At 51.3% G+C, this 20,271-nt stretch carries 17 protein-coding genes and 1 tRNA gene; 8 read left to right on the plus strand and 10 right to left on the minus strand.

Features of this window, described 5'->3' with window-relative positions; translation table 11 throughout:
• Positions 1-7: 7 nt before the first annotated feature.
• The gene (locus ACZ520_RS03105) at positions 8-1,462 is read left to right on the plus strand and encodes a DUF1552 domain-containing protein (RefSeq protein WP_464127508.1); all 1,455 of its coding nucleotides are present in this window, start codon (positions 8-10) and stop codon (positions 1,460-1,462) included.
• A gap of 103 nt (positions 1,463-1,565) precedes the next feature.
• Here the strand turns inward: ACZ520_RS03105 and ACZ520_RS03110 are convergent, their stop codons facing one another.
• Complete coding sequence (locus ACZ520_RS03110; protein WP_464127510.1) at positions 1,566-2,396, minus strand: outer membrane beta-barrel protein; 831 nt, start codon at positions 2,394-2,396, stop codon at positions 1,566-1,568.
• 298 nt (positions 2,397-2,694) lie between these two features.
• On the opposite strand from ACZ520_RS03110, the gene ACZ520_RS03115 reads away from it, so the two are divergent.
• The 4 genes from ACZ520_RS03115 (at position 2,695) to ACZ520_RS03130 (ending at position 6,129) form a co-directional block, all read left to right on the plus strand.
• Positions 2,695-3,165, plus strand: a complete 471-nt coding sequence (locus ACZ520_RS03115) for a hypothetical protein (protein WP_374032043.1) — start codon at positions 2,695-2,697, stop codon at positions 3,163-3,165.
• Positions 3,166-3,309: 144 nt separating this feature from the next.
• A complete protein-coding gene (locus ACZ520_RS03120; RefSeq protein ID WP_464127512.1) occupies positions 3,310-4,863 on the plus strand; it encodes a tolA protein in 1,554 nt (517 codons plus the stop codon).
• The gene (locus ACZ520_RS03125; RefSeq protein WP_464127514.1) at positions 4,860-5,633 is read left to right on the plus strand and encodes a J domain-containing protein; all 774 of its coding nucleotides are present in this window, start codon (positions 4,860-4,862) and stop codon (positions 5,631-5,633) included. The genes ACZ520_RS03120 and ACZ520_RS03125 overlap by 4 nt, the downstream gene beginning before the upstream one ends.
• Positions 5,634-5,901: 268 nt before the next feature.
• Complete coding sequence (locus tag ACZ520_RS03130; protein ID WP_232468751.1) at positions 5,902-6,129, plus strand: HNH endonuclease; 228 nt, start codon at positions 5,902-5,904, stop codon at positions 6,127-6,129.
• A gap of 129 nt (positions 6,130-6,258) precedes the next feature.
• Here ACZ520_RS03130 and ACZ520_RS03135 read toward each other — a convergent pair.
• The 3 genes from ACZ520_RS03135 to gcvT form a co-directional block, all read right to left on the minus strand.
• A tRNA-Leu gene (locus ACZ520_RS03135) sits at positions 6,259-6,341 on the minus strand.
• 56 nt (positions 6,342-6,397) lie between these two features.
• Entirely contained in the window at positions 6,398-6,787 is a 390-nt protein-coding gene (gcvH, locus tag ACZ520_RS03140) for a glycine cleavage system protein GcvH (protein WP_011163245.1), read from the minus strand.
• Between the two features lie 10 nt (positions 6,788-6,797).
• On the minus strand, positions 6,798-7,880 hold the full coding sequence (gene gcvT / locus ACZ520_RS03145) for a glycine cleavage system aminomethyltransferase GcvT (protein ID WP_088566218.1): 1,083 nt from the start codon (positions 7,878-7,880) through the stop codon (positions 6,798-6,800).
• Between the two features lie 59 nt (positions 7,881-7,939).
• On the opposite strand from gcvT, the gene ACZ520_RS03150 reads away from it, so the two are divergent.
• Complete coding sequence (locus ACZ520_RS03150; protein WP_464127517.1) at positions 7,940-8,446, plus strand: SAM-dependent methyltransferase; 507 nt, start codon at positions 7,940-7,942, stop codon at positions 8,444-8,446.
• 154 nt (positions 8,447-8,600) lie between these two features.
• Positions 8,601-9,026, plus strand: coding sequence for a DUF4423 domain-containing protein (locus tag ACZ520_RS03155; RefSeq protein WP_232468747.1), 426 nt, complete (start codon positions 8,601-8,603; stop codon positions 9,024-9,026).
• Between the two features lie 111 nt (positions 9,027-9,137).
• Here ACZ520_RS03155 and ACZ520_RS03160 read toward each other — a convergent pair whose 3' ends face one another.
• Positions 9,138-12,341: an Ig-like domain-containing protein gene (locus ACZ520_RS03160; protein WP_464127519.1), complete on the minus strand. Its 3,204-nt coding sequence runs from the start codon at positions 12,339-12,341 to the stop codon at positions 9,138-9,140.
• A 157-nt stretch (positions 12,342-12,498) separates the two neighbouring features.
• Here ACZ520_RS03160 and ACZ520_RS03165 point away from each other — a divergent pair, with 157 nt between their 5' ends.
• Positions 12,499-13,281, plus strand: coding sequence for a substrate-binding periplasmic protein (locus ACZ520_RS03165; protein ID WP_464127521.1), 783 nt, complete (start codon positions 12,499-12,501; stop codon positions 13,279-13,281).
• On the opposite strand, the gene ACZ520_RS03170 is transcribed toward ACZ520_RS03165, so the two are convergent.
• The 5 genes from ACZ520_RS03170 to ACZ520_RS03190 all read right to left on the minus strand — a co-directional run bounded on the left by ACZ520_RS03170 (position 13,240) and on the right by ACZ520_RS03190 (position 20,267).
• A complete protein-coding gene (locus ACZ520_RS03170) occupies positions 13,240-14,256 on the minus strand; it encodes a small ribosomal subunit Rsm22 family protein (RefSeq protein ID WP_464127524.1) in 1,017 nt (338 codons plus the stop codon). The genes ACZ520_RS03165 and ACZ520_RS03170 overlap by 42 nt on opposite strands.
• A 9-nt stretch (positions 14,257-14,265) precedes the next feature.
• Positions 14,266-15,267, minus strand: a complete 1,002-nt coding sequence (locus tag ACZ520_RS03175) for a glycosyltransferase family 9 protein (protein WP_464127526.1) — start codon at positions 15,265-15,267, stop codon at positions 14,266-14,268.
• Positions 15,267-18,143 (minus strand): aminomethyl-transferring glycine dehydrogenase, encoded by a 2,877-nt coding sequence (gcvP, locus tag ACZ520_RS03180; RefSeq protein ID WP_464127528.1) that lies wholly within the window; start codon positions 18,141-18,143, stop codon positions 15,267-15,269. The genes ACZ520_RS03175 and gcvP overlap by 1 nt, the downstream gene beginning before the upstream one ends.
• 101 nt (positions 18,144-18,244) lie before the next feature.
• Complete coding sequence (locus tag ACZ520_RS03185; protein ID WP_464127530.1) at positions 18,245-19,429, minus strand: MFS transporter; 1,185 nt, start codon at positions 19,427-19,429, stop codon at positions 18,245-18,247.
• Positions 19,430-19,487: 58 nt separating this feature from the next.
• Positions 19,488-20,267: a hypothetical protein gene (locus ACZ520_RS03190; RefSeq protein ID WP_464127532.1), complete on the minus strand. Its 780-nt coding sequence runs from the start codon at positions 20,265-20,267 to the stop codon at positions 19,488-19,490.
• Positions 20,268-20,271: the final 4 nt, after the last annotated feature.

Here is a 20,271-nt window from a genome sequence, read left to right on the forward strand (position 1 = left end):
GGACGTTATGTCGATGTACTATTGCAAGAAAACCCGTCGTCAGTTTTTGGTGGGCTCCGGAAAAACACTTCTGGCCCTGCCTTTATTGCCAAGTCTGATGCCCGTGGAAGCTTTTGCGCAGGCGGCGACGCCACCAAAGCGAATGATGATGTTCTGGTTTGACCACGGTAATCTGAATGTCCTTTGGCCCGCAAAAAGTGCGGCAACGACAGCGGTCGGCTCCAGCGGAATGCGTGAAGTGCTGCTGCGAAACCTGGGTACGGCCAGCACGATCAGTCCTGTGCTGAACAATCCTTTGTATGAAACTTTGAAAAACAATGACCAGATGACAATTGTTCGTGGTCTGGATGCCTCAGTTCGTTGGGGCTCGGCCCACGGGAACTTCGTGGTGGCCTCGGCACAGGATCGAAATTCAGAAGGGGGATTCCCTTCGATTGAGTCTGTATTGGAATCATCCAAGACACTTTATCCCGATTCTACCCCGGCCTATGTTCGAAAGGCCATTCGAGTGGGGCTTTTGGGGGCGGGGTTGTTTTATCAAAAGGTGGGGAGCGGAGTTCAGGTCCTTCCTCATTACGAAGACTGGACGATTCGAAACTTTTATAACGAAGTCTTTGGCAGTCTGACAGCGGGGACAACAGCTCCGGCTGATAACACCAATGAGCTGAAATCCAATATTTTGAATCGGGTTTTCGGGGCTTACACTGGGTTTAAAAACAGCCGTAAAATTTCCGCCGAAGACAAGGCCCGTCTTGAACAGCACATGGGTTACATTTCTGATCTGCAGAAATCTTTGGTGCAGGTGGCTCCGACGCCAACGTGCTCAAAACCGGCGGATCCGGGCTCGGTTTCAGATCCTGGTCTGTGCAACCGAATCTATATGGACCTGCTGGCTGTGGCCTTTAAGTGCGGTCTGACCAAAGTGGGCGTTATGGCTTTGGAGGCCCAGGATCCTCAGTGGATTCCGGGCTTGAGTGGATTGGGCACGAACGTTCACGATGCCATGCATGGCAGCCGTGGCAGCGCTATTCAAAGAACGGCGTTTGAGGTTTGGTGGAAATACTTTGCCAATATGATTGCCGACCGTTTCCTGGCGCCTTTGAATGTTGAAGAGGGTGTTACGGGGCGCACATATCTGGAAAACATGGTGACCGGGATGTTGTGTGCTGGTGGCATGGGGGATCTTGGTGATGACAACGGACATCAGGGCTATGATTCCCAGCAGTTGTTGATCGGAAATATGGGCGGGGCTTTGCGCTCGGGTCGCTATGTGACGATGCCGTCATCGGGGTTGCCGTATAACTGTTTCCTGATCACGTTGTTGCAGTTGATGGGTGTGCCTCCGTCTGAATACGCCTTTGCGACGCCGAATGGGCAGGGCTTTGGTTATTACGGGGAATTCCCCACGAACCATGTTTTGAAGGGCAGATTCTATCAGCCGATTTCAGAGATTCTGACTTAAGGGATCAGATTTTCTGGGACAAGGTCACGGCCGAATTTGGGCAATAAAAAAGCCGACTTTGCAGTCGGCTTTTTTGTGTTTGGAATGTATCAACAACTAAAAATTAGAAGTTGAAACGACCTGCTACAGACACAAGGATAACATTGTATTTATCAGCTTCGCTGTTAGAGAAATCGTAGTCCAAACGAGGGATCAACGCGAAGGTGCCCATTGGCATTACAGAGTATGCAGACAGACCCAAAGTGTTATAAGAGTCAATAGCTGTGCCGCCATTTTCGTTTTCAGTCTCAGCTGTGCTTACGTAGTTCAAAGCACCACCGAAAGTGATGTCAGTAACCTTTGTCTCGTAGAATGCAGACAGACCCATTACGTTGCCACCTTTGGTTTTAACGTCGCCGAAGCCTTCAACGTCAGTTGTGCGCTCCATTTTGTATGTGTAGTTCAAACGACCACCGATAATACCGCCAGCTGCTTCAGTGTCCATACCTACATATGGATTGAAAGAGAAACCACCGGAAGCTGCAGAAGATTCGTCGCCATCAGTTGTAGCTTTTTGCAAAGCCAAACCAATGCCCAAACCGTAACGAAGAGTGGAAGCTCCCATTGCGGAGTTACCTTTCAAAGTGACTGTTGGATCCTGAAGGCCGGTTGTTTTGTTTTTTGGAGTGGAATCATCTTCGATGGAAGTGAATGCCAAGGCACCTTCAACAGCGAACTGATCGTTGATACCGTATTCGTAAGCAACGCCAGTAACAAAACCAGTGTATTTAGTCTCTTCAGAAGCACCTTTTGCTTCTGTAGCAGTGGAAACAAGACCCAAACGTGCAGTCACATCAGACTGACCTGCTTTGGATTGGAAGAAGAATTCATTGTCGGCTGCATTTGCAGATACGGAAGCCAATACGATGGCCGCTGCGATTACCTTAGAAAACATTTGTAGCTCCTTAAGCTGTTAATACTCAGTTGAGTCCAAATATTCCACGGCTGTTTCCACAAATAGTCAACAGTCGATGTTTGACATAAACAACGAAATTACCTGAATTGGTGAGTTATTCTTTGGCTTCCTCCGCCTGTCTGCCTGGTGTGGCTCTGGGAGGTCGCCATGTCCATATGCAGGTCACTTGCCAGCAGTTTTTTCAGGGTGGCTGGGCCAGATTCAATAGAATAGGGGAGGACGCGTATTTAGGGTGGCACAGGATTTGGAATATCGGTGGCATAACAAAGGAAACACTATGAAAAATACGTTTGGTAAAATTCTGGCTTCTGCAATTCTATTGTCTTCCATTTCTGCTTCCGCTGGCGGCAATGACTTCTTGAAACGTCTGAAGGCCCTTGACGGTCGCGAAGGTAAAATCGTTGCTTCTTATGACGAAAGCAACACAGGTAAATGCCGTCTTGAGCTTCAAAATTATGAAAGCATCGATGGCAGTCAGGCTATCGCAGTTTACCTGCAGGACACGGGCATGTACTTCACACCAAGTGCAAGTCTTGATAAAGACACCAAGCTTAAAGATGCCAACACAGCGGTTGTAAGCACAAGTTCCAAGCGCCCGGGTGGTGATGCTTGTGGTGATTTTGGTGGTGCTATCGGCTACAAAAAAGTACTGGTTCTTGATGGCAACCAAGTGACTATCCGTGAAACCTTCCGCTGCTTGATGGATGGTTTTGAAAAGTACGATCTGGCGACGACTTGCGAGTTCTAATCTGAATTGAACAGGTTGAGGATCGAAAAACCCACACTGAACAGGTGTGGGTTTTTTGTTTTCAGAGGCCCAGTCTCAACCTGAGACACGAATCTTCACAAAAGTCCGGTCAGTTTACGGTCTGAAATTTCCGATAAGTTCGGAATGCACGTCCCTGCGTTTGTGATGCTATTGCTGCTTGCCCTGTGTTCGCCGAATCTGGCGACAGCGGATTCCAATCTGGAGTTGCTGTACACGAAACAAATCGCCTGGACAGCCGCGAACCTGGAAGACCCCAAGGTCGTTGCATCATTTCGTTCATCCTTCCAAAAGCTTGTCGCCGACAAGTCTAAAATGCAGCAGTTGCAAACCGCCGAGGGCAGAAAGATTCTGCTGCAGGGAAATAGCCTGCTGGCCGTTATCCAGCTTAAAGAGCGTCTGCAGCAGTGTCTGCTAACCCATGCCGCCGCCAAGGGTGTTTCGGAAGCTTTGGCAAAGGCACTGGATTCGCAGGCGCTGAGTGGCGGTATCTGTGCCGAGTTCGTCGAACAGGAAAAAAAGCTTCAGGTGTTCGGCAAAGACATGGAAAAGAACCTGAAGGAAGAAGCCCGTGCAAAGATTCTTGGTTCCGCGCAAAAGCAGTTAACCAGCACTCAGACCTATTGGAAAGAAGCTTCCAATCAGGACACCCTGGATATTGCCGTTGAGCTGACAGACCGCGAGCGCGAGATGAAAGTAAAACCTCCTCAGGCCGGGACAGAGCTGCTTCTGTATACAAAAGCCATCCGCGAAAGAAAGAATAAAAACGTCATAGTTCAGGCCGACGTGAAAAAAGCTTTTGCCGAGGTTCAAACCGAACTCAAGAATCACGCAGACTATCTGGCAGAGGCAGCCCAGGGCGATATCGATGAGTCCCTGCAAAAGCTTTTGGTGACCAATCCCGCGGCCAGTGCTCAGTACCTGATGGAAAATCCGGGAGCCTTGGACATGATTTGTAAAGTCCTGCAGGGCTATGATCAAAAAGCCCAGCGTAATGAAACCTTGGATAAAGCCATCTTCTGGGGTGGACTTGTGGTCGGCGGAGTTTTGTTGGCGACTGGCATCGGGGCCGGGGTCGGCGCAATGGTTCTTTCCGGGACTGCAGCCGCAGGCACTCTGACCACCGTGGCCGCTGGGGCGGCTTTGGCCGGAACTATCGCCGGGGGTGGTGAAGCGGTGTATGCTTCTTCCAAAGCTCATGAATCTTTCATCGAGGCTCGTGACCTGCGGGCGTCGGCATTTGCAGAAGGTTCTTCTCAAGCTGCTTTTGGCAAGGCCGACTCTGCCACGGACCAGGCTTATTCCGAATTGGCGGAAGCGGGCTTTTCAGCTGCCTCCATCATTCCGTTTGGTGCGGGCTTGAAAGTGATGAAGAATGCCGCGCAGGCTTCCAAGCTGGGGTCTTACGCGAAAGTCGCCAACGAAGGCGCCAAGGTTGAAGCCGCATCGGTGAAATCCATCGCCACGTCATTGAAGGAAATTTCCTCAGACAAAGACGTGCTGAAGGTTCTGGAAAACAGCCAGAGGAAAGTTGATTCAGAAGAAATGGGAATGTTCCTGGGGTATCTTTCGGACTTGCCTCAGGCGGAACGCAAAGAAGTTCTGGCGCTGTTAAAGAAAAAGCCAGAGAAGGCCGCTGATGCCATTCGTGAATCCTCCAAATCCGGGGTGTGCAAATGAAGAATGTGATTTTGATGCTTTTGCTGCCTTTGATTTTGCCGGTTGTGACACGGGCTCAAACTGGGGATGAAGTTCGCCGCATTATGAATTCGCAAAGCAGCCATTACGACATTTTGAATGTCAGTAAAAATGCCTCTACGGAAGAAATTCGCACGGCCTATCGCCGTCTGATGAAAACCTATCATCCGGATCGCTATCAGAACGACCCGCAAAAGTTGCGGGCCGCGACCGAGGTGATGAAAAAGCTGAACGTGTCCCGCGACACGCTGATGGATCCGGTGGCTCGGCAAAGATACGACACCACGGTGAAGTCAGCACCAAAATCAACGGCCAAGCCGACGACAGCGCAGGCTTCGGCAAAACCAGAAGCCGCGCAGTCAAAGCCAGAAGCCGCGCAGTCAAAGCCAGAAGCCAAAAAATGGACGGGGCCGGATTTCGAGGCTGAAGCCAAAGCCAAGGCTGAAGCCACGGCAAAAGCTGAAAAGGCGAAAGCCGAGGCCGCAGCGAAAGCCAATGCCAAAACTTCGGAATCCCCAAAGCAAGAAACAAAGTCCTCTGCCAAGGAAGCTCCAAAGGCTGCCACTGAAACCAAGGTTTCTAGCGCAAGGACCGAGTCCTCGAAGCCTGCGATGGTCGATACGGCAAAAGACGCCGCCGTGCGAACCGAGCAGCCGATGAACCACCGAACAAAACAGGCGGTGAAGTTCTACGAAGACACCGCCAAGTGCGGCGCAGGTTTTTATAAGTCCTTCGTGGATATGATGCTGTAGAAACTGATTCCCATTCTGAGTCATTCGCGAGCTGGCTAATGGTCCAGCTTGTTTCGCCGATAAGTTCTTCATGGGATCTCGAAGACGACGCCTTAGTCTCATTCGCTTTGTCTGGTTTGTTGCAAGCCTTCCGGTCAAATTGATCTTTCTGCCGTTATCGTGGCTTCTGTCTTCACAAACACGAGATGGTTATGTTCTTAGAAAATCAACCTATGGAAGACCTCGGTACGAGCATCGCGTGGTCGCCGAAAGAATCCTGGGGCGACGATTGAAGCCGTGGGAGGTCGTCCACCACATCAACGGCCGTCGCAGTGACAACAGACCTGCAAACTTGTGTGTTATGTCGCGAAACGATCACGATCGCTATCATCGGTGGTACGACCGAATCCGCGCAAACTATGGCAGATACCCCAAAAAGGAAACTCAGCTCGTAAAGCTCAAAGACCGCTTCAACGGAATCCTGCTGGGCGAACCTGTAAATAGAAAAGCGGGATAAAGCGGAAGAGTTGAAAGAATCATTCCCTTGGAATGGATTTCGGACATAAAAAAAGCCGACTTATTCAGTCAGCTTCTTTTGCGGATCTCTCAGAGAGAGATTGAAAGAATCTTTCCCAAGGGAAAGATTTGGTGCCCCGCGAGGGACTTGAACCCCCACGCTTGCGCACTAGATCCTAAGTCTAGCGTGTCTGCCAATTTCACCAGCGGGGCACACCTTAAATTCGAAGAACATTGATAGCCTAGTTGCCTAGGCTAATGCAAGAAAATTACTTCTCGCTGATCAATTTTTTGTAATCTGGAGCTCTCATCAGGTTTGCGAGCTCTTTTTCGGTATCCATTTCGATACGAACCAACCAGCCTTCATTTACTGGATCGTCGTTCAAAACAGACGGATCGTCGCCCAGGGAAGCGTTTACTTCGATTACAGTGCCGGAAACAGGAGCGTAAAGGTCGCTCACGGCTTTAACGGACTCAATAACACCGAAAGTTTGGCCTTGAGTGATTTTTTGACCTTCTTCTGGAAGTTCCACGTAAACCACTTCACCCAATTGGTCTTGAGCGAACTCAGTGATGCCTACGGTTACGATGTTCTCGTCAACTTGAGCCCATTCGTGTTCTTTTGTGTAGTAGTAATCTTCAGGAATATGAAATCCCATGTCTGGCTCCTTATTTCGTTACAAACGGTGTTTTGCAAACCACGGCTTTCACCTTACGGCCGCGGATATCCAGAAGGAATTCAGTTCCTTCTTTCGCGTAAGCCACATCGATAAATGCAATACCGATAGGCTCGTCCAGGGTCGGTGAGTGAGTACCACTAGTTACCTTGCCGATTTCTTTGTTGTCAAAAGAAAACAGGCTGTATCCCTGACGGGGGATGCCCTTCTCAAGCATCTTAAATCCCACAAGATTTCTGGTCAGGCCGGCTTCTTTTTTGCCCACAATTTGGGCTTTATTCATGAAGTCCTTTTTTGCCGGTTTAATCACCCAGCCAAGGCCCGCTTCGTATGGATTCGTCGTGTCATCGATTTCGTGGCCATACAGGGAATACTTCATTTCGGTTCTTAGGGTGTCACGAGCGCCCAATCCGATGCCCATGCAGCCCAGGTCTTTGCCTTTTTCCAGCAAAGTCATCCACAGATCCGCCGTGCCCGCCGCCTCGACAAAGACTTCGCAGCCTTTTTCGCCAGTGTAGCCGGTGGTGGCGATCATGATTTTATGGCCCTTGAAAGTGCCGGATTTGATGGTGAAGGACTTCATTTCGCTGACTTTGATGTCAAAGACGCGGTCACACAGCTCCAGCGCTTTCGGGCCTTGGATGGCGATCTGACCCCAAAGGTCGGATTCGTCTGTGATGTCGGCGCCCTTGTTGTGTTTGGTCATCCAGGCAAAGTCTTTGTCTTTGTTAGAGGCGTTTACACACACCAGATAGTCAGAATCCTTAGACAGGCAGTAAACGATGATATCGTCGACCAGGCCGCCTTGATCATTCGGCAGCAGAGAGTACTGAGCTTCGCCGTCGTTCAGCTTGGAAACGTCATTGGTGGTCAACCACTCCAAAGTTTCCAGGGCTTTGGGGCCCTTCACGCGAACTTCTCCCATGTGGGAGACGTCGAACAGGCCTACGTTCGTGCGCACGTTGTTGTGCTCTTCACGAAGACCGATGTATTGAACGGGCATATACCAACCGGCAAAGTCGACCATGCGGGCGCCCAGCTTTTCATGTGTGTCTGCTAAAGGTGTCTTTTTCATGCGGTTGCATAATCCTTTCCCCGTGACATTCAGTCAATGAGGATTCTATCTTGCGCCCTATGTTCAAACTCTCGCGCCGCATGCAGCTTATTTACGATCATCTTCTGCCCGGAAAGCCTGTCTGGGACTTCTGCTGCGACCACGGCTATATGGGTTTAAACGCCTATGAAAGCGGTCTTTTCAGCGAAGTGCACTTTGTCGATCAGGTTCCGCACATCATCGAGCGTCTGGAGCAGCGCTTTCAGAATGAATACTTCCGCGAGGATTCAGCCAGCCAGGCATTTTTCCACCCGCGGCCGGGAGAGCAGCTTGGGCAGGCCATTCAGGGCAGCGTGGTGATCGCCGGTGTCGGCGCGCACACGATTCTGGAAATTGTTCGTTCTTTGACTGAAAACGGCGTTTTGAGTGCGGACCGACTGATACTGGGTCCACAACGTGATGAAGAAAAACTGCTTGTGTGGCTACAAAATCTGCCGAATTTTTCGTACAAAAGTGATGGTGAAATCATTGCGATCGATGAAAGAGGCCGAAACCGTAAGTTGTTGATATTCGATAAAATTCTGTAATGTTCGGCGAGTTTTTGACGCGCTCCGAATAGCTATATTAAATGTCTGTAAGACTGTGAACAAAATATTGATTATCAGGGGCCCTGCACATAATTGTGTCCTCATGCAGGATGTAAATAAAAACTCAGATTTTAGACAATTTCTTGAAGATGAATTGGCTCGTCGTAGCCAAAACTATCCCCGTTACTCTTTGCGTGCGTTCGCCCGTCACTTGGAAGTGGACTCGTCTTTCTTGTCCAAAATCCTGAACGGCAAACGTACCGTGACGATGAGAACAATTCGTATGTTCGGGGAGCGTTTGAACCTCAACTCGGATGAACTTCAGCGTTTTGGTGAAATCAGCCGTGAGAAAAAAATGAAGCGCAAGCTGGAGCGTCTATTGGAGAAGATGCCTAGTGAAGAGCGCGAACATTCCACGATCACCATCAATGTGGATGAAGCTCGTTTGGACGAAGCCAAAGAGAAAATCAAAGGCTTCCGTCGTGAACTGGCGCAGTTCCTTGATAATGGCGTGATTCAGGGCAAAACTTACCAGATTTCTGTTTCTTTGATTCCTGTTGCCAGCTACGCCGCTGAATAATTGCGCGTTTTAAAAATCAACTCGACACCAAAACCGAGGGAAGCCCCCTCGGTTTTTTTATTGCTTCAGCTTGCGCGCCTGGCGGCGCTCCAGCTCTGCTCGGCTGAGCCGCTATTGCACATCGAAGATTGGGTTGGGCACCATCAGCCGCGGGTAAGGCACGACGGCGTTCAGTCGGGTGTCGTACTTAAAGACCAAGTTTCCGACAGCGAACAGGGCCCATGGGGCGATGACGGAGCCGCGGAATTCTCCATAGTAACGGCTGTGCACGTTCTGGGCGTTGATGCGAACGTGATCAAAGACGGTGGAAATGCGTGTGGCATTCACACTGGCAGCGCCGACACGATCGGGCTGCTCGCCCCAATAGCCGGACCAGTCCCAGGCATAACTGCTATAGCTTCCCATTTGATATGCGCCGTTCACGCGGCACATGGTTTCGTATGCCACCACTGGATTCACCAGTGTGCCGGAACGATTGACGACTTTTTCATCGGTGATGTGGTCATAGCCGGTGACGACGCCGGTCCAGTTGTTGAACATCTCGCGCGCCATCGAACATTTCCAGGGGTCGGTGGATGAATCACAAGCCGTGTAGTTGCCGTTTGAAATGTAATGAGTGTCCAGATAGCGGGCGTGTTCGGGGCGCAATGGACAGCGCATCCATTCCCAGGCTCCGGCATTGGCATTGGACTTGATGGTCAAAGCACCTTCCGCAGCGTCGCGCAGACCGCCGGGGTTTGCGGCATTCACAATCTTCTGAGCGTCTTCATAGTTATTCAGACTGCGACGGATAAAGCGAATATCATAAAGGCCGATACCCATATGGATGTTGCGGGAACTGGTGATCTGCAAAGTCGGTGAGCTTGCACCGCCGACATACTGAATGGCTGTGCCGCGATTGGTTTCGATGAACACGTTGCCTGCTACATAGATCGAACAACCGACGTCATCGGTTTGAATGTCGGGGTTATTTAGATACAACGTTCCGCTGATGATGATACTGCCATGGCAAACAATCGTGCCGTTGTTGCGAATGAACTGACCGTAACCAAAATCATGCAGTTGCAGACCGCTTAAAGCCGGTTTCGAATTCGGCCCTTTGTAAACGAATGCCGCCGTACCTGCCGTCAAAGAACTGTCCAGCGCCAGTACTTCGGCATCTGATGGCGCACGAATGGTGATTGCGGACTTCAGTTGCAATCCACCCTGCACTTTCGGTGCAACCAGTTGCGGTGCTTTCGCCACTGGCGTCGGATCCACCTGCATAAAACCGTCACCATCCATCAAGATCGTTCCCTGACTGTCGGTGATCGGCGGATATTGGTTCCAACTGTTTTGCAGGAAGCTTCTTAGATTGATGGGACCAGAGTTCGGATTGCCCGAAGTTTGTTTGATAAAGTTTTTGTCAGTGACAGTGATATTCGGCATATAGATCGAACCTGTCACCAGGAAATCAATGGCCGAATTGTCGTTGTGATAAATGTATGAACCCGCCAGATTCGCCACGCCCAGAATGCTGCTTGCGTTGCTGTAATTGGCTTGTGAAACCCCAAAATCAGTCACGATATCGGCTTGAATGTTGGCGTGACACAAAATGCAGGACAGTTGGGTGCGAACGGCTAATGCGGGATACATGCTCATCACATAGTTATCCACATGCAGGCTGAAGGATTCTGAATCAGTGCCCACACCATCATTAACAGTCAAGGACACCACGGTGCCATCGGTGGCAGAGGCGTGTGCCGTTCCCATCTGCACGGACAAAGTTCCCGCGGTGCCAGTCACTGCACAACTGGCGATGTCGACATAGTATCCATCGGCCGTAGTGGCAGAACATGAAATGCTTTGTGGGTCGGGATAAGTGGCGTTGCCACCTGGGGAAACAGTAAAGCTCAGATCAAAGATGGAATTGGCAAAACATTTGTTGCCGCACTTTTCCAAAGCCGTGCCATTGGTTCCCGGCCAAGCCGTGATCTGCACGGGCTCATTCACAAAGTTTACGGTCACTGCGGTGTCAGCAGTCACGGTGTGAGCGGTTGGGGAAACCCGGTCGGCGAATTGCACTTTGATATTGCAGGGGCCTCCGTGATGATCGGCTCCGCTGTAACGGTTGAAATAGTGGGCTGCGGGAGCAAATGTCACCGCACCATTGCTGGCGTTGATCGATACAGTGCCATGATCAGCACAGGCTGGAGCATCCGCTGCCAGCAGGGAATAAGTGCCAAGACCTTCTTCGTCGGAGTCCACGACGGCATCAGCCAGAATCACGGTGCTTGCGCTGTTACGATCAAGGCTTGCGGTGGTCGGCACAGACAGGCTTGGTGTTGTGGTATCCAGCGTGATGGTAATCTGGTTGCTGGAAGAAATATTTCCGGCTTCATCACGAGCCCACATCACCAGTGTGTGATCGCCGTCGGCGCCGGTCAGGGTGACATTGTTAATGCCCGCTGAACAAGTAATCCAGTCCGGATTGTCCAAATCCGGCGGGGCAGAGCTGTCTTGTACGAAGATCACCTGATGGAAAGAGTCCGGCGTTTGGTTGTCGTCATCGCAAGAGGTGACATCCACAGCCGTAGGGTTGTCCTGAACCGGGCCGTGTGCCACCGAGATCGAAGGCAGCGAGGGCTCGGTCTGATCCAGAGTGTAAGCCAGGGGGAAGGGGTAACAATGAATATTACCAGCGGCATCGCGGGCCTGAACGCTCCAGGCATAGGCCCCTTCGGCGGTCAGAGCGTTGCCCAGCGGGAATTCAAAATTACCGGTCACCGCATCGGCGGTGGAGTCCGCCAGTTTGTCTCCGGTGCAGGCAAGTGAATTATATAGAGTGACGATGGCTTTGGGTTCGGTCGTTCCCTGGACGGACGGAACGGGATTGGGGCTGACCGCCGCTGGCAAAATGGTGGCGGTTCCAATCGTTGGCAGAATGCTGTCATAGTAAACTTCAAAGAATCCGGATTCAGCGTTGGTTTCTCCACGATTGCCGACGGCTGTGCCTTTTGGCAGGTTCATGCGCACTTCGCCCTGGTTGGTGGGGATCAGTTGCACGCGATAAGTGACTTTGTCCACCTGGACGATGGAACCCATTGTGGCGTTTTCAAGCGTGAAGTTTTCCGGGTAAAACTGATCGGGTGCGCGATTGAAAATAATCAGGACTTCGATCGGGTTCTTATTGGTGAAGTAAGAGGAGTCACTTTCGGAGGCCAGATCCGCCGTCAGCGTTCCATTATGAACGCTGGCACGAATACATCCCGTCAGTCCCAAAATAGAGACCAAAAGAAGAACAATGAATGGTTCCGTAACGTGCCGTATATTCACTTGTGCGTTCCTTATGGACTACATATCGGAATGTTTGTTCCCAAGATTAATGGGTATTTGCAGAATGACAGTTGAGTAATTGTCTCGTCTTAAATTGAGAAGCTCTTGTTGAACACTGGTCTGTGGTAGAATAACAGTACAGACCAAGGGGAATACTATGCGTCTGCTCTGGATCGTATCGGCACTGCTTTGCTATTCCGTCATCACTTCCGCTGCGCAAGTGATTGAGATGGTTTCGCCTTACGACACTCCACCATTTGTGGTTGATCAGAAAAAAGAGCAGGGTCTTGTCTATGATCTGGCATCACTTCTGACAGTGCGGTCCCAGGGAAAATATCAGTTCAAGGTGGTGGTTGTCCCCCGGGTTCGCTTGCAGAAGATTCTTCAGCGCAGCGGTGTTTATGTGGTTCCTTTGGTTTCGCCGAAGTGGTTCGGGGATGGCGATGAAAAGAAGTACCTTTGGACATCGGCTCTGATGGAAGATGAAAATCTGGTGCTTTCGCCTCGTAAACGCGCTCTGGAATACGAAAGTCCGGCTTCACTGCAGGGTAAAAGAACTTCGATTGTTCTGGGTCATGCTGTCGAGCCGGTGCAGCAGTTGGAAAAAGCCGGAATGGTAAAAGCCGAATCCACACAGTCCTTTAATAACAGTCTGCGCATGCTGGCCCGGGGGCGGATTGACTTTATGGTTATGGGCCGGATTGTGGCCGTCTATTTGATTCGCGATCTGGGGCTGCAAGATCAGATTTACATCTCGGATAAAACCATTGAGCGCTTTGATCGAAAAATTCTGGTGTCGCCACAGTCCCAAAAAGATCTGCACAAATGGCTGGAGGGTGAAATCCAGCGCTTGCGCCGATCCGGAGAGTGGAAGAAGTATTTGCGGGCGGAACTATCCCTAAAGAACTGTGATCTCGCGGCTGACCCGCAGTTCATTTGAAACTTTTTGAATGTCGTTCGGAATATCAACCAGAACCCCGCGCGGGATGTCCTGTTCGATCTTGGTCTTGTGAAGCCACGCCAAAAACTCGCGCTCGGAACCACGGCAGATCATCTGACGGTCCTTGCCTTTTTCTTTCAGGCGGTCGCCCACCACACGGGCCGCTGTGATGGCTTGCGGTTTGGTTTTTCTCATTAGCACATAGCTCATGGTCAGTGTGCGGTTTTTCATCGGAAGCTCGGCTTCCAGGGCAGTGAACCAGGACGGTGCTTTGAAATGTACCCGGTCATGGCACCAGTCGGTTTTAGACTGGGTTAATAGAGGACAAGCCTGTTCATGCGTGCACGGGGCCCATACGTGATAGCCTTTTTCCAAAAGCTTCTGACGCAACTGTAAAAGCTTTCTGCCATCTTGCTGGGTGGATGGTTCGACCAGCATCAGGGCTTCGCACTGATAAGCCCAGTCCGGAAGTTCTGTCAGCTCGGTCAAAGAATAAGAAAACAGCGCCAGGGTTTTTGCCCCGTCTTTCAGGCGGGCCCCGCTGAAGGTGCGCAGCCATTCCTGAGGCGGGAACTGCGGAAAGTGCTTTTCAATCAGATTTTGGGGCTCGGCCGCGCGCTCGATTAATTGATAGCTGAACTTGTGTTTTTCATTCAAGGTCATTGATGCCGTCGCCAGGCCCGCACCGAAATCGATCACGTGGGAAAGGCCACTAAAGAATCCGCGCTTGTCGGCCTCTTCAATCAGTCCGGTCAGGCGGGTTGAATTCAGCGGCAGGTAATAACAAAGATACGCCACCTGCGCCCAGGATTCGTTCCAAGGGGTGGGGCTGTCAGGTTTGGCGATAAAGAAGTCCGACAAGGCCAGCACACATTTGGCCAGGGCCTTGGAATCCTTCAACGACAACTTGTAAGTCGCCAGGGCACGATTGATGGATTCTTCAAAAGAAGCGGGACAGGTGAATTCTCTTTGCATGAAGGTATTCTAAAGGGAGGACAGGGCCTGAAGCAAATCCTCGACCTTAATTTTTGCCATACAGTGAAATTCTTCACAGTGGGCGCCGTCGCAGACACTGCCATCGGCATTTTGGGTCGGGGCTTCGAAAATATGCACTTTAGGTCCACGGGCCGCCCAGCGCAGGGGTTTTTGCACGCGCACGTGCGGGTAAATACCCAGAACCGGAGTGCCTAAAGAAGCCGCCATATGCGCAACACCCGTGCTTGGCACCACCACCGCTTTGGCGTTCTTAAGCACCGTGAACAGCTCGGTGGCTGTCAGCAGACTTTGCAGGCTTAGGACGTTTTTGTGGTCTTTGAAGGTCGCTTTGATCTCGGTCAGCCATTTTTCATCGGCCGGGGTGCCGGTCAGAACCACTTGCGTGGTTTCAGACACCTTTTTGATCAGTTCGATGTAATTGCCAATCGGCCAGTTCAGGGCTGATCCTGCCATGCCGGGATGAACCACAACATAGTTTTGCGCAGTCAGGTGGTATTTGGAAAGCAGCGCCGGGTTTTCCGGGGCCGTCAGTTTCAAAACCGGGGTTTTTACATTTTCGCTGATGCCAAGGGCGTGCTTCAGGACATCCAGATTGTAATCAGCCTCGTGTTGAACCGCGAGACTGCGACGCTGGCGCAGGCCTTTATTCAAAAACAAAAAGCTGTGCCACTGCGAACGCACACCCGCGCGAACGGGCACGCCTTCTGTCCAAAGTGCATAGCTGACCCACCACGGGGCCTGCAGGCTGACGGCGACATCAGGGCGGTATTCACGCAAGAAGGCTCTTAGTTTTGGCAGAGACTCCTTGGCGTCGTCTTTTTTCAGTTCCAGAAATTTTCTTTGAGGGTCGGCGTTTTCAGGGACGAATCCCAAACCTTTGGCGATCACCCAGTGCTTATCCCAACCCTCTAAAAAAGAAACCTGATCTACAGGCATGCTGCAGATCAGGTCACCGATTTTATCTAAGCGGATAAGAAGGATGCGCTTCATTACGCCTGGTAGTCTTCAATAGAAGGGCAGGAGCAAATCAGGTTTCTGTCACCGTAAGCGTTGTCGACACGGCCAACAACCGGCCAGAACTTGTTACCACGCAACCATTCAACCGGATAAACGGCCTCTTCACGGCTGTACGGATGATTCCATTCAGGTTTCATCAGCATCTGCGCTGTATGAGGAGCGTTTTTAAGCGCATTGTTTTCTTTGTCCATCTTGCCGGTTTCAACCGCATTGATTTCCTTGCGGATGGTCACCATGGATTCAATGAAACGATCCAGTTCTTTTTTGGATTCAGATTCAGTTGGCTCGATCATCAAAGTGCCTGCCACCGGGAAGCTCATGGTCGGAGCATGGAAACCGAAGTCCATCAGACGTTTTGCAACGTCAGTCACGTCAATGCCAGAGGTCTTTTTGATCTCGCGAACATCCACGATACACTCGTGCGCCACCAGACCGTTTTTACCTTTGTAAAGAACAGGGTAATGAGCTTCCAGCTTCTTCGCGATGTAGTTTGCACTCAGGATGCTGACCAAAGTGGCTTTGCGCAGACCTTGAGCGCCCATCATGGTGATGTAAGCCCAGGAGATTGGCAGGATGCTCGCGCTGCCCCAAGGAGCCGACGTCGTTGCAGAGATCCCGTTGGCAGGACCCGCTTCTGGCACCAAAGAGTGCTTCGGCAGGAATTCTGCCAAGTGCGCGCCCACACCGATAGGACCTACACCCGGACCGCCACCACCGTGAGGGATCGAGAAGGTCTTGTGCAGATTCATGTGGGAAACGTCCGGACCGAACACACCTGGGCGGCACATGCCAACCAAAGCATTCATGTTCGCGCCGTCCATGTAAACCTGACCGCCGTTGTCGTGGATGATCTTGCAGATTTCCACGATGCCTTCCTCGAACACACCGTGTGTGGAAGGGTAAGTGATCATCAATGCTGCCAGATTGTCTTTGTGCTGTTCGGCTTTGGCTTTCAGGTCCGTCACATCAACGTTACCCTGATCGTCACACGCCACAACCACAACCTGCATGTTCACCAACGCTGCAGAAGCAGGATTGGTTCCGTGCGCGGAAGATGGAATCAAGCAGATGTTGCGATGACCCTGGCCACGGGACTGGTGATACTTGCGGATCACCAAAAGACCCGCGTATTCACCCTGAGAACCCGCATTCGGTTGCAAGCTGACTGCTGCAAAACCAGTGATGTCGCAAAGTTTTTTCTCAAGATCATGGATCATTTCGATCAGGCCCACGGCTTGCGCGGTTGGCGCAAACGGGTGCAGCTTGCTGATTTCAGGCCATGAAACCGGCACAAGTTCAGTCGTCGCATTCAGTTTCATCGTGCAAGAGCCCAGCGGAATCATGGAATGAGTCAGCGTCAGATCCTTGTTTTGCAAATGGTGAATGTAGCGAAGCATTTCTGTTTCGCTGTGGTGAGAGTTAAATACCTGATGAGTCATGTAAGCCGAGGAACGAGTCAAGTTCGCTGGCAAGGTCACATCTGCCAAGGACTCATCCACAGACAAGGCTGTGAAGCCCGCCGCTTTGCCAAGGTTGAAGGCAGCCCAGATTTGTTCAACGTCTTCCAAAGTCGTTGCTTCGTTCAGGGAAACACCCAGCTTGCCGCCGCCGTAGTTGCGGAAGTTCATTTGCATCTTTTCAGCCTGAGCGATGATCTCTGCCGCTTTGTCGGTTTTCACCGTCACGGTGTCAAACACGTGACCCGCAGCAACTTCAAGATTCAATTTTTTAAGACCCGCAGAAAGGATCGCCGTCAGACGCTGAATGCGCAGAGCGATTTTCTTCAAGCCTGCAGGGCCGTGGTAAACCGCGTACATGGAAGCCATGTTCGCCAGAAGCACCTGAGCCGTACAGATGTTGGAAGTCGCTTTTTCACGACGGATGTGTTGTTCACGAGTTTGCAAAGCCAGGCGCAAAGCGGACTTGCCTTGAGAATCCACGCTGACACCCACCAGACGGCCCGGCATCAAACGCTTGAAAGCGTCTTTCGTTGCCAGGAAACCGGCGTGAGGACCACCGAAGCCCAGTGGCACGCCAAAGCGCTGGGAATTACCCACCACCATGTCAGCACCCCATTCACCCGGAGGAGTCAGCAATGTCATCGCCAGCAGATCCGTGGAAGCTGTCACCAGCGCGCCGTGGTCTTTGTATTTTTTTGCGATGTCGGCATAGTCTTCAACCGTGCCGTTGGTGTTTGGATACTGGAAGAACACACCGAACACTGGTTTTGCGAAATCATACTTCGCCGGATCCATCACGATCATCTCAAAGCCCAGCGGCTCTGCACGAGTGCCGATAACCTCGATCACATGCGGGTGCATGTCCGGGGAAACAACAAACGCGTTTGCTTTGTTTTTGCAAAGAGAGTGCGCCATGAACATCGCTTCAGCCGCCGCCGTGCCCTCATCAAGCAAAGAGGCGTTGGCGATTTCCATGCCGTTCAGATCAGCGATCATCGTTTGGAAGTTCAACAGAGCTTCCAAGCGGCCTTGAGAAATCTCTGGCTGATAAGGAGTGTAGGCTGTGTACCACACTGGATTTTCAAAGATGTTTCTTTGAATCACAGTCGGAGTGATGGTGTCGTGGTAACCCATGCCGATATAGTTTTTGTAAACTTTGTTTTTGGAAACCATCTGTTTCAGATGATTCAAAAGACCGTGCTCAGAAATACCTGAGCCCACATCTGCGTAAGTGTGGGTTGTGCGGATTTGTGCCGGGATAACTTTGTCAGCCATTTGATCCAGGGAATTGAAACCCAGAGTTTTCAACATCTCGTGGATGTCAGAATCTGTAGGACCAATGTGACGGGGGATAAACTCATTCTTAGGAGAAAGATCAGCGATTTTCATTCACACCTCTATAAACGCCCCGAGACTAACATAACCACCCTCAAGGATGAAAGTTCTGCAACGAGAGCGCTTGAGCTAATGCGAGGCGAAATGGGTATATCTTAGGCTATTTTGGCGGCGGCCGCTCGGATTTTCTGCCCCCGGCGGAAAATGAGGGTCGCGATCAGGCAAAAGCCGAGCCCACCCAGGCTGACAGCAGGCCATTGGCCCCAGCTCCATAGCGTTGAGCCCACGTAAGACCCGAGACTTCCTCCGGTAAAGTAGGCAAAGATGTAAATCGTGTTCAGGCGGGAGTGGTACTCGGGCGCATGGCTAAACACGCGGGACTGATTGGAGATATGGGCCACCTGAATGCCCAGATCCAGCACCAAAACGCCCAGGATGATTCCTGCTACGAAGGTGGAGGAAAGCGCCAACAGGGCAAAGGCCCCCATGGAGCAGTAAAGACCCATACGGATGGTCGCCGCAGCGCCTTTTTTGTCGGCATAACGCCCGGCCAAAGGAGCAGCCAAAGCACCGATCATGCCCAGGGCGCCAAACAGGCCGATGGTTTTTGGATCATAGTTGAACGGAGCGGCCTCCAGCAGGAAGGTCAGCGTCGTCCAGAAAGCCGAGAACGTTCCAAACAAGATCGCGCCCATCAAAGCCGCTTCGCGCATGGTGGGAAGTTCACGGAAAAGTTTGGCGGTGGAAAGCAGAAGCTGTTTGTAGGTGCCCTTGAAGTTAGGTTCGGACATCGGCAGCACGAACTGTGACACGATGGAAAGAATCAAGCTGACCGAACCGGCAAAAATGAACACCGTCTTCCAGCCGAAGTACTGCGCAATGAAACCTGCAAGGGTTCTTGCCATCAAAGAGCCAATCAGAATTCCGGACAGAACGATGCCGACGACTTTGCCGCGCTCTTCAGGTTTGGCCAGGTTTGCCGCAAAGGGAATCAACACAGACTGGGACACGTTGAAGAAGCCCATCACACAACTGATCGCACAGAACACACCCAGGGTTGGACTGAATGGAAGTGCGATGGCCAGCAGGCCCGCCATGGTCATGGAGCCTTGGATCAGTTTACGGCGTTCAATCATGTCGCCCATCGGGACCAGGAACAAAATACCCAAGGCATAACCGATCAGGGTGAAGGCCGGAACCAAAGATACTTTGCTTTCTGTCACACCAAATTCACGCGCGAGAATCCCCAGCAGCGGTTGGTTGTAGTACATATTGCCCACAACCAGAATGCAGGTCAGGGTCATGAAGAAAACTTGTGTGCGAGAGAGGCCTTTTCCCATAGGGTCCTATAGGTAATTCATTTGAGTGTGATATTCAATCAATAGATACGAAAGTGATTTATTGTTGCGACATTATTGAGTCGCACTCTGATATCAGTTGTTTGGCAGATTTGCCTTTGTGGCAGGATTTACGCAGATCGCGAATCAGCTTCATTTTCCTGTCTTCGGATTTCAGCGCTTCGACGTTGTGAACAAAGCCATAGAAATCAGTTAACACCGCGCCTTGAATTTCTGCAGTGATAACCAGCTTATCTGTGGTGCTGACACCTTCAGGGTTTTGCTGGCGTTCTTTCAGGCGATCAATCTTGGTCATGATCTTGTGGGCTGGAACCATCAGGCGGTGAATGCGGCTGATATCATCGGTGATCAGACGGAAATCAGGATCCTGCAGGGCGCGGGTGCCTTGTTGCTGATAGTACTTTTCCAGATAGGCGACTTTGTTTTCTCTCAGTTGCTCGCGGTCCATGTGACTGGCATCACACAGCGACGGGCACAGCGGCGGCATATTGGCTTTTTCCAGCTTGCGCACCAGATCGCCGATCTCGGCACTCATCATCACAAACGACCTTGAAGTGTCGAAGGCTTTGCGGAAGTTTTCTTTGGAGGACGCGGGAATCAGCTCTTGTTCCGAGGCCGGATCAGCGGCTTTCAAATCCGGAGTCAAAGTGGCTTTGGCTACGGGGTAAGGTTTCTTTTGAACAGAGGTGGTGGTCGCGGGATCCTGAATCAGATAGTCGACCGTGTAGTAGGTGATGACAGCCATTCCGACAAAGGCGCAGGTCACGATCCCCAACGTGAAAAACATCAGATACTTCAATGTGCTGCGCAGAAACTTCATGAAC

Source organism: Bdellovibrio sp. BIS2 (assembly GCF_055398295.1).